We start from the raw sequence: 15643 nt of genomic DNA on the forward strand, positions 1-15643 counted from the left end.
GACATGAGCACGATTGATTTTAGGCCATACGAAGGATTCATCTTCGATATGGATGGTACCTTGATTGATACCATGCCTGCCCACCTTGCGGCTTGGCAAGCAACGGCTGACCGATTTGATTTTCCCTTTTGTCAGGAGTGGTTACACAGCTTAGGCGGAATGCCGAGTTTTAAAATTGTTGCTGAGTTGAATCGTCATTATGGGTTATCTCTAGATCCTCAAACGGTTTCAAAATTCAAAATGGAGACGTTTGCCGAGATGGAATTGCAGGGCGAGGTCATCCAGTGCACAGGCATTGTTCTTGACGAATATTTAGGCCAAAAGAAAATTGCGGTCGGAACGGGAAGTCAGCGAGAAAGTGCGATGCGTCTGCTCAGTCATGCAGGGTTGATCGACAAGCTTGATGCCGTTGTGACGGCTAGTGATGTCGAAAATCACAAACCATGTCCGGATACTTTTCTATTAGCCGCAGATAGATTAGGGATTGACGCGCAAAACTGTCTGGTTTTTGAAGATACAGAATTGGGTAAACGTGCAGCTCATTCTGCTGGGATGGACTGTGTCATGGTCGAAGGAAATAATCTCGTTTTTTATCCGAAGAGATAAGTGCTTACTATCGATGGATGATGCTTGAATCTTCATTTCTTGATTTTATTTCCATCATAAAAGTCCAAAAATCCTGAAAGTGAAAAGGGGTGCAAGCGCACCCCTTTTGATGAGAATGTGTGAACATTCAGATTATGGTTGAACCATCTCTTGGTATTCGAACGAAGGAACCACAACTTCTACGCGACGGTTTTTCTCACGACCTTCACGAGTGCTGTTGTCAGCTACTGGATTCTCTTCACCCATACCTTTCACTGTCAGGCGATCAGCATCGATACCAGCGCCAGTGATGTAATCTGCCACAGCTTGAGCACGACGCTCAGACAGTTTTTGGTTGTAAGCCGCAGGACCTGAGCTATCAGTGTAACCTGTGATTTCAACTTGAGCTTGTGGGTATTCGTTTAGGAATGAAACAAAGTTGTCTAGACGTTCAGAAACAGACTCAGTAAGTTTCGCACTGTCGAACTCAAACGTGCCTGTACCGTACTCTTCTTTGTGAACTTTGCTCATTAGTACTGGTTCTGGATCTGGCTCAACTACTTCTTCTGTTACAACAGCAGCAACCACTGGCGCAGCCGCGAATTTGTAGTTAACGCCGATACCGAAGAAGTTTGCGTCCATATCGTCCCAAACGTCATCCGACATATCTTGGTAACGTTGGTACTCAGCGCGAACACTCCAGTTTCTATCAATCGAATATTCAGCACCTAGTGAGCCTGTTGCAACGAAATCTTTTTCGTCTTCAGACATCATGTACGCACCACCGATCTTAGCGAATAAGTTCCAAGAATCGTTTAGATGCCAGTTGAATTTAGGTGCAAGTGTTAAAGCCGTTAAATTGCCGTCGATCGTATCAACTGTACTAGCTCCTGACTTAAAGTTCGCTTTGTAGTCGCCTAAGAAATCGACACCGTACTCTAGACCGATGAAATCGGTAAAGTCATAACCGATATGTAGTCCGGCACCAAAAGCTTCATCATCACAAGGGCTATTTAGATAGCAAGCATCGTCAAGTGTAGTCATGCCCACTTTGCCCCCGATATACATTTCAGCTTGAGCAGAGTTTAAAAGCGCGCTACTACCAGCTACCACTGCTGCTACTGCAATTGCTACTTTGTTCATAATGTTTCCTTGTATTGATTGCATATTAACTTCTACTTTGTTTTATCAAAAATTTAGAAAAAACCAGCGTTTATAAGAAATTAGTTCAATATTCTAATGATTTCACATCAAGCAACAATATCTTTGAACTTGATCAACATTTATTACCCAATAACACCTCACAAACTTCTGATATTTCTTACATTGTAGTAAAGATTTTTAGTGTCATAAGAAAATTGATGATTATTTTGAACTTTTTCGTGTAAACATTATTTTACGATGTGCGAGATAGTTAACGGTTGTAATTTGTTTGCATTTATTTGCAAAAAGTGATTGCAAGTCTATGGGGAAGCCGATAAGTTAATTGGAACGATAGACAGATAATCACCGGAGCCCTTGTTGCTGCTCACTTTGTGAACAATGTTGCAATGAGTACAGTTGGCAAAAATTGGGTCGGAAATAACAACCAGGAAGTAGAAGTAATGTTTCAAACTGATGATGTAAGAATTAATAGAGTAAAAGAGTTATTGCCCCCTGTTGCAGTTCTAGAGAAGTTCCCAGCGACCGAAACCGCTTCTTCGACCACTTTTGATTGCCGTAATGCCATTCACAATATTCTTGAAGGAAAAGATGATCGTTTACTTGTGATCGTTGGTCCTTGCTCTATCCATGACCCTGCAGCTGCAGTTGAATACGGCAAAAAGCTGAAAGTGTTGCGTGATGAACTTGGTGAGCAACTGGAAGTTGTGATGCGTGTTTACTTTGAAAAACCACGCACGACAGTAGGCTGGAAAGGTTTGATCAACGACCCATACCTGAACGACACATTTAAGCTAAATGACGGTCTTCGTATTGGACGTAAGCTGCTTTTGGATCTCACTGACATGGGCCTACCAACAGCGAGTGAATTCCTAGACATGATTACGCCTCAATACGTTGCGGATTTGATCAGCTGGGGCGCGATTGGTGCACGCACGACGGAATCGCAAGTTCACCGCGAACTTGCTTCTGGTCTTTCTTGCCCGGTTGGTTTCAAAAACGGTACTGACGGTAACATTAAAATCGCGAGTGATGCTATTCGTTCTGCAAGCGCTTCTCACCATTTCCTATCGGTAACGAAGTACGGTCATTCAGCGATTGTTGAAACCGCAGGTAACCCAGACTGCCACATCATTTTACGTGGTGGTAAAGAACCAAACTACAGTGCAGCACACGTTGCTCAAATCAAAGACGAGTTGGACGCGGCAGGTCTACCGAAGAAAGTGATGATCGATTTTAGCCACGCGAACAGCTCTAAGCAGTTCAAACGTCAAATGCTTGTGTCTGATGATGTATCAGAGCAAATCGCTGGTGGTGAAGATGCAATCTTTGGCGTGATGATCGAGTCTCATTTGGTTGAAGGCCGCCAAGATTTAGTGGATGGTAAAGCGGCAACTTACGGTCAGTCGATTACTGATGCATGTATCGGCTGGGACGATACAGAAACGGTACTTCGTCAGCTTTCTGAAGCAGTAAAGGCGCGCCGTAGCAAATAAGCTCAGCAGCAAGAACATTTTTAACAAGCGAGTACTTAAAGAGCCAGAGGCACTATGTCTCTGGCTCTTTTTATTGAGAATTAATCGCATCTCTTTCTATTACGCGGTCTTTCCTATATGTTGTTTGAAGGAATTTTAACCAAAGGAAATGGATTTGAATCGTAACGTATGGTTGTTATCGTTGTGCCAAGCACTCTTGATGACAGGAAACATTCTCTTGATCTCGGTGATCGCGCTCATTGGCAAAACACTTGCCCCGTCACCGAGCTTTATTACTTTGCCTGTCGCACTGCAGTTTCTCGGTTTAATGGCGGCAACGATACCTGCATCATTGATTATGGGGAAACTCGGTCGTCGTTTGGGCTTTAGCCTAGGTAACCTCATCGGCATCGTGGGCGCAAGTTTGGCGACGTACGCGTTAAGCCAACAAACCTTTTATCTATTCTGTTTTTCTACGTTTTTGCTCGGTGTCGGAATCGGCTTTGGCACGCTCTATCGTTTTGCTGCAATAGAAGTGTGTGAAGAATCGGCAAGACACAGAGCAATTTCAATATCTATGGCGGGTGGGGTATTAGCGGCTATTCTCGGTCCGAACTTAGCGGTGTATTCGCAACAATGGTCAGACGATGGTTTATATACGAGTGCTTTTTCTGTCCTGATTGTTCTCTACATCACCGCGCTTGTATTGCTTCAAACGATTCGGTTCCCGCCAACGCATACTCAGCTGTCGCATGTTAAAGCAGATACTATTAGTGACATCATAAGACGCCCGAACTTTATGATTGCTGTGTTAGCGGCAATGGTGGCTTATGCGGTGATGAATATTCTAATGACAGCTACGCCTTTGGCGATGATTGGTTGTGGTTTCGATTTCGACAAAGCCGCAGGTGTGATTGAGTGGCACGTGCTCGGCATGTTCGCTCCGGCCTTTATTACTGGTCGATTAATTGAGCAGTTCGGCGCAAAGAAAATGATCCTAGCGGGAGGTGTGCTGTTTATTGCTTGTATAGGGATTAACATTCATGGTGTGTCCATTTGGCACTTTAGCCTTGCCTTAGTTTTGTTGGGCGTAGGTTGGAACTTCATGTTTATCGCTGCAACGGGGCTGTTTAGCCAAAGTTACGAAGCGAAAAACCGCAGCAAAGCACAGGCGTTTAATGAGTTCTTCGTGTTCAGCTGTGTCACCATTACTGCCTTACTTTCTGGCTGGCTTGAATCGACAGTCGGTTGGCAAAACCTGAACTTGTATGTTCTTCCGTTCGTATTGCTCGTGATTGTGATCTTTGCGATGAAAACGGATAACAAAACAGAATCCCAAATAGCCTAACTTTCAACCTGTCACAGAAAAACTCAGCATATGAACGCTGAGTTTTTTGTTTATTAGCTCAAATTTTGACTGGTAACGCGCAAATTTCTGCCAGTGATGATAATTCCCACACTAAAAATGTCGTATTGATAATACTTTTTATCTAACATTTTGTAATAAAAACAATAATCCTGTATACATCTCGCCGAAAACTAATAAAAATTATAGAAGTATCGTCTATGTCAGCCAATTTTTCTCATAAAGCTCAAGAAACCCTCGTCGGAGAACTTGAAGAACTCGTTTCGACCACTAACTTAAAAGGCGTTATTACTTATTGCAATGACGCGTTTTGTCGCGTTGCAGAATACACGCACGAGGAGTTAGTCGGTCAGAATCATAATATCGTCCGTCATAGTGACATGCCTAAAGCCGCTTTTGGTGATATGTGGGCACGCCTTAAAGAAGGCAAAGCGTGGCGAGGTATGGTTAAAAACAGCACCAAATCTGGCGGTTATTACTGGGTAGATGCCTACGTAACGCCTATCTATGAAAAAAACCAAGTTGTCGGTTATCAATCTGTGCGCGTTAAGCCTAAGCGTGAATGGGTGGATATTGCTGCAAAAGCTTACAAGGGGATGCTAGCCGCCGAGAAAGCGGGTAGAACCTGGTCGTTAAAAATTAACGAAACGGTTCGCTATGCGATTCTACTGGGTGCATTAACTGCACCTGCCGCAGCGTACGCACTATCTGTTGAAGGTCCGCTTGCTTGGCTTGCAAGTGCATTACCAGCGAGCGTTTTAGCGTTATTGTTCCGCCAAGAGTTGATTGATACGCCGCAACAGCTCAAAAAGCTGCAAAAGCAGTATGACAGCGTGAGCCGTTTGATCTATTCAGGCAATAGCGCATTTTCGATTGCTGATTTCCATATCAAAATGTTGTCTGCAAGGATTCGAACCGTATTGGGAAGAATGACCGATTCGGCGCTACCACTGCAAAATTGCGCTGAAGAACTCAGTCAAACAACGGCCGAGGTTTCAGCCGCGTTGAACCAACAAAACAGTGATATTCGACGCGTGCGAGATGCGACGCAAGAAGTGGAATCTTCAGCGAATTCGGTATCTTCAAGCACTAACGATGCGCATATGCTGATTGATGACACCTTGAAGTCATGCATGATGGCCAAAGTGACGATCGATCAAACGCATACCAACCTAGCGCAATTGAGTCTTCAAGCTGAAAAAGCAACGGAAACGACGTATCAACTGAGCGATCAGGCACAGAAAGTGAATCATTTGATGGTTGAAATCGGTGGCATCGCAGAGCAGACCAACTTGCTGGCGCTGAACGCGGCGATCGAAGCAGCAAGGGCAGGTGAGCAAGGTCGTGGTTTTGCTGTTGTTGCTGATGAAGTTCGCGCACTGTCTGGACGTACGTCGAATGCGACGGAGCAAATTCAAGCGTCTATCTCCGCCATGCTTTCGACGATAGAAGGTTGGCAGAAAGATATTTTGGCAAACAAAGAGCAAACCGATGCCTGTTCTCAAGTTGCTGAGCAAAGCGCGCTGCGTTTGTCTGAAGTTGAACAGATGATGCAAAGCATGAGTGGTTTGATGGTTGATGTGGCAGAAGCGGCGAATAACCAGTTAAAGCTATCTAGCGATGTAAACCAGCACATTCATTCTATTGCGTCGACCGCAGAGCAAAACTTAGCAGCTACGCATTCTGTTGAGCAAAACAGCCGTCAGTTGAAAGAACAAGTACAGGATTTCTATCAGCTTGCGATTCGATTTGAAGATAAGCAGTCGTAAAGCTGCTTTTCAGCGACGCCAAACATCTCAAACAAATTCGAGATAAAATAAAGCCCCGCCATTTCTGGCGGGGCTTTTCAGTTTTCAAATTCGCAATAGAGAAAACTGATTATCTTTTAACGCAATTACGCTAGCAGTTCTTTTGCTGTGTTCACTACGTTTTCTACAGTGAAACCAAACATTTCGAACAACTGGTCAGCTGGCGCAGATTCACCAAACGTTGTCATACCGATGATGCGACCGTCGAAACCAACGTACTTGTACCAGAAATCTGCGATGCCCGCTTCAATAGCGATACGTGCTGTTACGTCTGATGGTAGAACTGCTTCACGGTAAGCTGCGTCTTGTTTGTCGAATGCATCTGTTGATGGCATTGAAACCACGCGTACTTTCTTACCTTCTGCTGTTAGTTGTTCAGCGGCTTTCACTGCTAACTCAACTTCAGAACCTGTTGCGATTAGGATTAGCTCAGGCTTACCTTCACTGTCTTTCAGGATGTAACCACCTTTCGCGATGTCTGCAACTTGCTCAGCGCTACGTGGTTGTTGCGCTAGGTTTTGACGAGAGAAGATAAGTGCTGTTGGTGCATCTTTACGTTCAATCGCTAGTTTCCATGCTACAGCAGACTCAACTTGGTCACATGGACGCCATGTGTTCATGTTTGGAGTCAAACGTAGAGACGCCATTTGCTCAACTGGTTGGTGAGTTGGGCCATCTTCGCCAAGACCGATAGAATCGTGTGTGTACACTTGAATGTTCTGAATTTTCATCAGAGCAGCCATACGCATTGCGTTGCGAGCGTATTCCATGAACATTAGGAATGTTGCGCCGTAAGGAACGAAACCGCCGTGTAGTGCGATACCGTTCATAATAGCAGTCATACCAAATTCACGTACACCGTAGTGGATGTAGTTACCAGAGAAGTCGTTCGCTTCTAGAGACTTAGAACCAGACCACATGGTTAGGTTAGAAGGCGCTAGGTCAGCAGAGCCACCCATGAATTCAGGTAGTAGAGCACCAAATGCCTCTAGAGCGTTTTGAGATGCTTTACGTGACGCAATGTTTGCTGGGTTTGCTTGAAGATCTGCAATGATTTGGCTTGCTTTCTCTTCCCACTCAGCTGGAAGTTCACCGTTTACGCGGCGTTTAAATTCAGCTGCCAGCTCAGGGTACGCTGCTTCATAAGCTGCAAATTTCTCGTTCCACGCTGCTTCCTTAGCTGCGCCTGTTTCTTTCGCTGACCATTCTGCGTAGACTTCCTGCGGAATTTCAAAAGGACCGTGCTCCCAACCTAGTTCTTTACGTGTCGCTGCAATTTCTTCAGCGCCTAGTGGTGCACCGTGACAGTCGTGTGAACCTGATTTGTTTGGTGAACCAAAACCGATGATAGTCTTAGTACAGATTAGAGTAGGGCGAGGATCCGCTTTTGCAGCTTCAATCGCTGCGTTGATTGCGTCAGCATCGTGACCGTCTACTGCTGGGATTACGTGCCAACCGTACGCTTCGAAACGCTTAGGTGTATCGTCAGAGAACCAACCTTCAACGTGACCGTCGATAGAGATGCCGTTGTCATCCCAGAATGCGATCAGTTTGCCTAGGCCTAGCGTACCAGCAAGAGAACATGCCTCGTGCGAGATACCTTCCATTAGACAGCCGTCGCCCATGAACACGTAAGTGAAGTGGTCAACGATGTCGTGGCCTTCTTTGTTGAATTGCGCTGCTAGCGCTTTCTCAGCCATTGCCATACCAACAGCGTTGGTGATGCCTTGGCCTAGAGGGCCCGTTGTTGTCTCGATACCAGGAGCGTAGCCGTACTCTGGGTGACCTGGAGTCTTAGAGTGAAGCTGACGGAAGTTTTTCAGATCATCGATAGATAGCTCGTAACCGCTCAAGTGCAGTAGAGAGTAAATTAGCATTGAGCCGTGGCCGTTAGACAGTACAAAACGGTCGCGGTCTGCCCATTCAGGGTTTGATGGGTTGTGGTTTAGGTGAGAACGCCAAAGAACTTCAGCGATATCAGCCATACCCATAGGTGCGCCTGGGTGGCCAGAGTTAGCTTGTTGAACACCGTCCATGCTTAGCGCACGGATTGCATTTGCTAGGTATTTACGATCCATAGTGATTACTTCTCGATAAGTGTTTAAATAGAGGGAACTCGTATAAACAAGTTCAAATAGAAAATCTTGAATGAGCGTTGATGCTAAAAGCGAGTAGACGGGCTACTCGCTCTTGGTAAGCAATTAAAGCTTAGCTTCGATCATCGCTTCTAGTTTGCCTTGGTCAACTGCGAAGTTGCGGATGCCTTCTGCCAGTTTCTCAACAGCCATTGGGTCTTGGTTGTGTTCCCATAGGAACTCAGCGTGAGTCATTGGTGCTGGACGCTCAGCTGCGCCTTTAGAATCAACTAGCTTCTCAACCACTTCACCTTCTGCAGCTTCTAGTTCTGCAAGTAGAGCAGGAGCGATAGTTAGACGGTCACAACCAGCAAGTTCTAGGATCTCACCGATGTTACGGAAGCTTGCGCCCATAACAACCGTTTTGTAGCCGTACTCTTTGTAGTAGTTGTAGATCTTAGTAACAGACAGTACGCCTGGATCTTCTGATGCTTCAAAGTCGCGGCCTTCTTTCGCTTTGTACCAGTCCATAATACGGCCAACGAATGGAGAGATTAGGAATACGCCCGCTTCTGCACAAGCACGCGCTTGAGCGAATGAGAATAGAAGAGTCAGGTTACAGTTGATGCCTTCTTTCTCTAGGATTTCAGCTGCGCGGATACCTTCCCAAGTAGACGCCAGTTTGATAAGGATGCGGTCGTTAGTGATGCCAGCATCGTTGTACATTTTCACTAGTTGGCGTGCTTTCGCTACGCTGCCTTCCATATCGTAAGATAGGCGAGCATCAACTTCTGTAGAGATACGACCTGGGATAGTTTTTAGGATTTCTTTACCGATGTTTACTGCAAGCATGTCACAAGTGTCTTGAACTTGTTGAGCTTTATCGTTGCTCTGTGCTTTAGCGTATTCGATTGAAGCATCGATTAGAGGTGCGTACTCTGCGATTTGAGCTGCTTTTAGGATAAGAGAAGGGTTAGTTGTTGCGTCTTCTGGCTGGTACTTTTTGATTGCATCAATTTCACCAGTGTCTGCTACTACAGTCGTTAGTTTACGAAGTTGCTCTAACTTGTTGCTCATAATCGATCATCCTATATAAATGGGCTTAAGCGTGGTTTTTGTTGCCACAGCTTGTGCATTTGCAAGCGAGTTAGCTAATCGTCTCATCGTGTTTAATGAGACATCTGCTCAGCCAACTACGGAAAATTTCGTTACCGAACAAATGCTATGAACATTTGATCGATAGCTGAGTAAATGATGTGTTCATATTTATCCTATCTATGCCGAAAGTCAATCGGTGAAATCGACTTATAGTGAACTTCATCAACGTTTTTTTACTGTGTGTTTAGCGGTTAACCCAAATAAACGTTTGCCCTTGTTGCTCAATGCTTGAGCGTTGTTAGAAATAGCAAAAAGCTGCACTGAGAAAATGTTATTGCAGTGAGCAAATGTTGCGTTTAAATTGATGGAGAACATATGCTAAGTCAATGAGCAGATGCTCACTTATTGCATACAATGTCGGGCCTCTTAAACGACGAGAGTAAACATGAGCAGTTCTAACCAAGATATTTCCATTGAAAACACGGATTTGTTGACAGAGATCTCCGTTGCCTACTATCAGGACGGTGCGACTCAGGAAGAGATATCGAGAAAATTTGCCATTTCACGCGCGAAGGTAGGGCGAATGCTCAAACAAGCGCGTGATGAAGGCATCGTTGAAATCACCGTTAAATATCACCCGGTATTCAGCGCCAAGATTGAGCAACGTTTGATCGAGCGATTTGGCGTAAAGCGCGCGCTTGTCGCTCTTGACCAACCGAATGAAGAAGCGCAGCGACTGCAGGTATCGGGATTAGTATCCAATTATCTCACCAGTACGCTTAAAAACGGCATGGTGGTGACCGTTGGACAAGGGCGTAACGTCTCTTCTGTTGCTCATCATATTGGGGTGATCACCCCACGAGACTGCAAATTTGTGTGTGGTATCGGCGGTATTCACCCGCGTGGTGGTATGTACAATGCTGACCACATTTGTCGTCAGTTAGCTAAAAAGTACGGCGGAACGTCCGAAACGCTTTACGCGCCGGCTTATGCAGAAAACCGCGAGCAAAAAATGGCGTTCATGCAGAATGCGACCGTCAAACAAACGCTCGATTTGGCACGTAAAGCCGATGTCGCTTTAGTCGGTATTGGTGATATGAGCGAAAACAGCTACATGGTCGATTTAGGGTGGTTTACACCAGATGAAGTGGTTCAATCCCGACTAAAACAAGGTGTAGTAGGGGACTTTGCAGGTTATGACTTCTTTGATATTCACGGTAACGTTGCCAACACCGTAATGAGTGACCGTGTCATTGGCCTTGGAATTGAAGAGTTTCGGCCAATCGCAGAAGTGATTGCTATCGCTGCTGAAAACAGTAAACCGCTTGCATTACTTGGCGCGTTACGTACCGGTGCAATCGACGTGATTGCTACCAGTGTAAGCAACGCTTTGACAGTATTGAACTTGGATGAGCAGATGCACGGTAACGCGGCATCTGAGAGTTAGCACAAATAATATGCAACTTATGTAATCAGGCTGCGAGGATTTATAAATGACTCGCAGCCTGATTTCGTTTTCAAGTTAAAAATATTCTCTAGGAGTAGCTTTAAATTTGTACACCTACTCTGGAGAAAACAATGAAAAAGACACTTCTTGCTGCACTAATTATGGGGATAACTGGTGCGGCGCACGCCGAGCAAAAAGTCGTAGCGGGTTACTTTGCGGATTGGCAGTACGCGAATGCAGAAAACCCATACACGGTGAAAGATATTCCCGCCGATAAACTGACGCATGTTATTTACGCGTTTCTCAGTATGTGCGGTCCTCATACCGGTGCCTCTGAAACGGTGCAAAATCTAGTAGCTAAACAATGCGAAGGAAAAGATCCCTATACGGCGATCATTGTCGATACCGAAGCGGCACTGGAAAAGAACTTTGGCGCTGTCTCAGTTAAGGTGCCATACAAAGGTCACTTCGCTCAACTTGCCGAAATGAAGAAACAACATCCTGATCTCAAAATTCTTCCTTCTTTTGGTGGTTGGACAATGTCCGAACCGTTCCATGCTATGGCGAAAAACAAACAAGCGATGGATCAATTCTCAAAAAGTGCCGTTGAGTTGATTGCTCAATATGATTTCTTTGATGGCATTGATTTGGATTGGGAATACCCAGGCGGTGGCGGTTTAACAACGTCGCCTTGGAACCCAGATACCAAGCTTTCTGATGAACAAAAAGCGTCTGAGCGTGAGGCGTTTACCTACTTGGTGAAAACCATGCGTGCAGAGTTAGATGAACTCACAAATCAAACCAAACGTGAATACGAGCTTTCTACGGCGGTAGGCGTTGGCCCCAAAGCGGCAGGTATCGATTGGAAAGCAGCAGAACCGTACCTAACCAACATGTTTGCGATGACGTATGACTTTCTTGGTGGGTGGGGGCAACAAACTGGCCATACTACCAACTTGCACGCGACAGAGCGAAGCTGGTGGGGCATGGGCGCAGACGTGTTCATCAACCAGATGATCGAGCTGGGTATTCCAAGTGAAAAACTGGTGATTGGCGCTGCATTTTATGGGCGTGGCTGGCAAGGTACTAAAGATTTTTCGGGTGGCTTACCAACGCAAGATCTCGTATCCGAGCAAGGAGCGCAGTTTGGTACGGGTGAGAACGGCTATTTCATGTTCTGGGATTTAGTGAAGAACTATGGAGCGAAGCAGGGCTACGAGTACAACTATGATGAGCAATCCCAAGCGCCGTACTTGTGGAATCCTGAAAAGAAAGTTTTTATCTCTTACGAAGATCAACGCTCGATCAAAGCCAAAGCAAATTGGGCGAAACAAGCGAACTTAGGTGGCATTTTTACTTGGGAATTGTCGGGCGACCCGAAAGGCGAGCTTGTTGAGGTGATGTACCAAGAAATGCAGAAATAAACGGAAATCGTGGTTTAAAACCGACATCACTAAAGCCATCGTTAATCTATGATGGCTTTTTCTTCTTTATTGTCTTTCACAAAGCTAACAAGTTGGTCAAAAGAGAGTGGCTTGGAGTAGAAATAACCTTGAATCAAATCACAGCCACACGCTTCTAATTGGTCGCGTTGTCGTTGCGTTTCGACCCCTTCAGCTAAGACTTTCATTTCGAAGTTTTTGCCAATAGCGATGATGTTTTTCACCATATTCAGCGCTTTTTTATCGTGCTCAATATTGTCGACAAAGCTCTTGTCAATTTTAACTTCATCAATCGGCAATGTTCTCAACATGCTTAGTGACGAATAGCCCGTTCCGAAATCATCCAATGAAATCTTAAAGCCCAAAGCGTGCAAGCGCTCGCAAGTCGGAGAGAACTTTTCTAGATCTTCGATAAACAAGTTCTCGGTAATTTCTAACGTGATTCTATTGCAATCAAGATGGTATTTGTCCATCGCCGCCATCAAGCGCTCTATAAATTTGGCGTGCAGGAACTGCTTGACGGAAATATTGATCGACATCTGAATTGGAGTGGCAAGATGGGTTGTCAGTAAGCCCATATCTTCAAGGCTCTTTTCGATGATCAACTCACCCAATCGCACCATCAAACCAGAGCTTTCAGCGACAGGAACAAATTCGTTAGGTGGCACTTTGCCCAGTTCCTCGTCTTCCCAACGAACAAGCGCCTCAACACCATAAATCTTGCCATTGATGTTTAACTGCGGTTGATAGGCCATAAACAGCGTTTGCTTCTCAATCGCAAGCCTCAGACGTTGCTCGACTTTCATCTTGTGCAGATGACTTGCTTGCATCTCCTGATTAAACAGACTGTACGCATTACGCTGTTTTTTCGCTTGATACATGGCGATATCTGCAGAAAGCAGCAGCGCGTCTAAGTTGTCGCCGTGCATTGGGTAGAACGCAATCCCAATGCTGCAACTGAGCAGGAACTGATTATCGTTAACGTTATATGGTTTGGAAAGCGTTTGAATCAGCTCGCTTGCTAGATCTTTGATGGTCTCTTCATCAGTTCGATTAACGATAAAGATGAACTCGTCGCTTGCCTCACGGACGATCAAACGACCTTCGCCCGAAAAGTGGTTAAGGCGAGTCGAGATCTGTTTTAGAACTTCGTCACCAAATTCGTGGCCGTGTGTGTCATTGACCGATTTGAAGTTATCGATATCAATGAACATTAAGGTGAACGGGCTACTGCTGCCACACATCCAACGTTGAATGTTGGAACGTAAATACTCACGATTAGGTAGGCGAGTTAGATGATCATGACAAGCTTGGTAAAGCAAACGCTCTTTGGTTTCGTGTTCATTGTTAGCGATTGAGCGAAACAGCGCATAAAACGCTGCTTGAACGATCAGAAAGACGATGCAGTAAAACGCAAATTGGCTGTAAAAGCCGCGCTTAATGAAGCCCAAATCGGTCGACGACGCCGCCCATAAGCCATAATCAGGGAGGTATTTGAGTGTGATTAATTCATTCAAACGTTGGGTATCGACGACGACATTGATTGCTCGGGTTAGCTGTTTTACTTGGTCGGTATCCCAGCCGTAGTCTTGCTGGATTTGATCCAATAAGGCTTGTTTATTTAAATCATCGGCGGGCTTTTGATAGTCCTTGATCGTGGTGTCTTCAGATGAGCTAAACGTAAGGTAGCCGTCGTTTCTAATTAGGGACACGCGATTGTGTTCATTAGCATGAATGTCGTTACGAAACACTGACGATGTATTCATGTTAAAGCCAGCCGTCATTACCGCTTGTACTACGCCATTTTTATCTGGAATCGCTTTACGAATGGGAATAACTAACGAATCTTGCGCTTCCATAAAGTAGGTTCTGCCGATCACCATGCGATCGGAGTTCAACGCTTCAAGGAAGGTCTCTCTGGTCAGCGGATCTTGCTTGAGATTGTGTAGCTTTTCCAAAATCAAGTTCGAGCTAACGGAGATGTAGTCGCCGTTGGGATTGGTCAAGCCAAAACCGATGATCGCCGGATGAATGTTGAGAAGTTTATCTAACATTGGGCGAGTTTGAATGGCCGCGGTACGAGTGAAGCTATTTTGCTCCACCAGTTGATGACCAACGACTTCTAGCAGCGATTCTTGCCCTTTTAAAAGTGACTCAACGGAGGAAGCAAACAGCTCCAATTGTAGGAGCTGTTTGTCTTTGTATTTGTCTAACGTTGCTTGGTAGTGGTAATAGCCGAATAGCGAAAATGTCACGATACTGACGGTGAGCAGCATCATGTAAAGAGTCCAAATGTTCTTCTTTAATCCGACCATGTTGTTTTGATAACCCCTAGCTTAACGCGTAATTGGCAGTGAGCAGTCTGCACCCCATTCTGTCCATGAACCGTCATAAACAGATAAGTTGCGTAAGCCTAGTTGATGAGCTGCCAACAATAAAATACAGGCAGTCACACCTGAGCCACAGCTGAAAATGATTGAATTGTCATTATATAGCGACAGTTCGCTAAATGCTTGTTTCAATTCTGAGTTCGGTTTGATGTAACCGTTATCCAGCAGTTCTTGAAAAGGCAGGCACAACGAGTTTGGAATATGGCCACTGCGCAATCCTTCTCTTGGCTCAGGCACTTCACCAAAAAAGCGCGCTCGTGAGCGAGCATCAACAATATGTGCACTGCAATTGTTTGAGTACTCTAATACTGCATTTGCGTCCAAAAATGCATTTTTATTTAATTTTCCCGAAAAATTTCCTAATTGTTCAGGTTTTGCGAGCGAATCTACGACGGGCAATCCCGCTTCTATCCAAGCTGGAAGTCCACCATTAAGTACTTTGACGTTCTCGTGTCCCATCGCTTTGAGCATCCACCATGCGCGTGGTGAAGCAAGCGTACCTGAGTTGTCATAAACGATGATCAAGTCTTCGTTATTTAGCCCAAGCTTTTGTGCGCTTACATTAAATCCTGCTTCGGTTGGCATCATGTGCGGCAAAGAGGTATCAGGCAGACAAAAATCATTGTCGTAATCAAAACGGTAAGTGTTTGGAATCCATTTATCGGTGATTTTTTTGCTTTCCGAAGGAATTTGAAAGCTAATGCTTGCGTCTAAAAGCTTTACATTTTGTTGGTCAAGTAGGGCATGGAGTTCTTTTGCACTGATCAATGCTTGCATTGCTAAATCCTTCTTGTCG

General features: G+C 45.1%; 11 protein-coding genes. 6 read left to right on the forward strand and 5 right to left on the reverse strand.

Annotated features, from left to right (window positions below; translation table 11 throughout):
* Nucleotides 1-3 precede the first annotated feature (3 nt).
* Entirely contained in the window at nucleotides 4-606 is a 603-nt protein-coding gene (locus ACF8OV_RS19590) for a beta-phosphoglucomutase family hydrolase (protein ID WP_203504480.1), read from the forward strand.
* Nucleotides 607-738: 132 nt separating this feature from the next.
* Here ACF8OV_RS19590 and ACF8OV_RS19595 read toward each other — a convergent pair whose 3' ends face one another.
* Entirely contained in the window at nucleotides 739-1728 is a 990-nt protein-coding gene (locus tag ACF8OV_RS19595) for an OmpA family protein (protein WP_005463527.1), read from the reverse strand.
* A gap of 461 nt (nucleotides 1729-2189) precedes the next feature.
* On the opposite strand from ACF8OV_RS19595, the gene aroG reads away from it, so the two are divergent.
* The 3 genes from aroG to ACF8OV_RS19610 all read left to right on the forward strand — a co-directional run bounded on the left by aroG (nucleotide 2190) and on the right by ACF8OV_RS19610 (nucleotide 6356).
* Nucleotides 2190-3242: a 3-deoxy-7-phosphoheptulonate synthase AroG gene (gene aroG, locus ACF8OV_RS19600; RefSeq protein ID WP_005499266.1), complete on the forward strand. Its 1053-nt coding sequence runs from the start codon at nucleotides 2190-2192 to the stop codon at nucleotides 3240-3242.
* Nucleotides 3243-3396: 154 nt separating this feature from the next.
* Nucleotides 3397-4569 (forward strand): MFS transporter, encoded by a 1173-nt coding sequence (locus tag ACF8OV_RS19605; RefSeq protein WP_203504482.1) that lies wholly within the window; start codon nucleotides 3397-3399, stop codon nucleotides 4567-4569.
* 218 nt (nucleotides 4570-4787) lie between these two features.
* Nucleotides 4788-6356, forward strand: a complete 1569-nt coding sequence (locus ACF8OV_RS19610) for a PAS domain-containing methyl-accepting chemotaxis protein (RefSeq protein ID WP_203504484.1) — start codon at nucleotides 4788-4790, stop codon at nucleotides 6354-6356.
* A 125-nt stretch (nucleotides 6357-6481) separates the two neighbouring features.
* On the opposite strand, the gene tkt is transcribed toward ACF8OV_RS19610, so the two are convergent.
* The gene (gene tkt, locus ACF8OV_RS19615) at nucleotides 6482-8473 is read right to left on the reverse strand and encodes a transketolase (RefSeq protein ID WP_071161587.1); all 1992 of its coding nucleotides are present in this window, start codon (nucleotides 8471-8473) and stop codon (nucleotides 6482-6484) included.
* A 123-nt stretch (nucleotides 8474-8596) separates the two neighbouring features.
* On the reverse strand, nucleotides 8597-9547 hold the full coding sequence (gene tal, locus ACF8OV_RS19620) for a transaldolase (RefSeq protein WP_005463537.1): 951 nt from the start codon (nucleotides 9545-9547) through the stop codon (nucleotides 8597-8599).
* A gap of 466 nt (nucleotides 9548-10013) precedes the next feature.
* On the opposite strand from tal, the gene ACF8OV_RS19625 reads away from it, so the two are divergent.
* Complete coding sequence (locus tag ACF8OV_RS19625; RefSeq protein ID WP_005463541.1) at nucleotides 10014-11015, forward strand: sugar-binding transcriptional regulator; 1002 nt, start codon at nucleotides 10014-10016, stop codon at nucleotides 11013-11015.
* A 131-nt stretch (nucleotides 11016-11146) separates the two neighbouring features.
* Nucleotides 11147-12439, forward strand: coding sequence for a glycoside hydrolase family 18 protein (locus ACF8OV_RS19630; protein ID WP_025523089.1), 1293 nt, complete (start codon nucleotides 11147-11149; stop codon nucleotides 12437-12439).
* Between the two features lie 41 nt (nucleotides 12440-12480).
* On the opposite strand, the gene ACF8OV_RS19635 is transcribed toward ACF8OV_RS19630, so the two are convergent.
* Complete coding sequence (locus tag ACF8OV_RS19635; protein ID WP_317676215.1) at nucleotides 12481-14772, reverse strand: EAL domain-containing protein; 2292 nt, start codon at nucleotides 14770-14772, stop codon at nucleotides 12481-12483.
* A 21-nt stretch (nucleotides 14773-14793) separates the two neighbouring features.
* Nucleotides 14794-15624: a sulfurtransferase gene (locus tag ACF8OV_RS19640; protein ID WP_021452203.1), complete on the reverse strand. Its 831-nt coding sequence runs from the start codon at nucleotides 15622-15624 to the stop codon at nucleotides 14794-14796.
* Nucleotides 15625-15643 lie beyond the last annotated feature (19 nt).

The organism is Vibrio sp. GLN_1 (assembly GCF_043106015.1).
GTDB lineage: Bacteria > Pseudomonadota > Gammaproteobacteria > Enterobacterales > Vibrionaceae > Vibrio > Vibrio parahaemolyticus.

Excerpts from the sequence above, each read along its gene's own strand:
- ACF8OV_RS19590 (WP_203504480.1), top strand. The coding sequence starts at position 4 with ATGAGCACGATTGATTTTAGGCCATACGAAGGATTCATCTTCGATATG.
- tal (WP_005463537.1), bottom strand. The coding sequence starts at position 9,547 with ATGAGCAACAAGTTAGAGCAACTTCGTAAACTAACGACTGTAGTAGCA.
- ACF8OV_RS19640 (WP_021452203.1), bottom strand. The coding sequence starts at position 15,624 with ATGCAAGCATTGATCAGTGCAAAAGAACTCCATGCCCTACTTGACCAA.
- ACF8OV_RS19610 (WP_203504484.1), top strand. The coding sequence starts at position 4,788 with ATGTCAGCCAATTTTTCTCATAAAGCTCAAGAAACCCTCGTCGGAGAA.
- ACF8OV_RS19625 (WP_005463541.1), top strand. The coding sequence starts at position 10,014 with ATGAGCAGTTCTAACCAAGATATTTCCATTGAAAACACGGATTTGTTG.
- ACF8OV_RS19595 (WP_005463527.1), bottom strand. The coding sequence starts at position 1,728 with ATGAACAAAGTAGCAATTGCAGTAGCAGCAGTGGTAGCTGGTAGTAGC.
- aroG (WP_005499266.1), top strand. The coding sequence starts at position 2,190 with ATGTTTCAAACTGATGATGTAAGAATTAATAGAGTAAAAGAGTTATTG.
- tkt (WP_071161587.1), bottom strand. The coding sequence starts at position 8,473 with ATGGATCGTAAATACCTAGCAAATGCAATCCGTGCGCTAAGCATGGAC.
- ACF8OV_RS19630 (WP_025523089.1), top strand. The coding sequence starts at position 11,147 with ATGAAAAAGACACTTCTTGCTGCACTAATTATGGGGATAACTGGTGCG.
- ACF8OV_RS19635 (WP_317676215.1), bottom strand. The coding sequence starts at position 14,772 with ATGGTCGGATTAAAGAAGAACATTTGGACTCTTTACATGATGCTGCTC.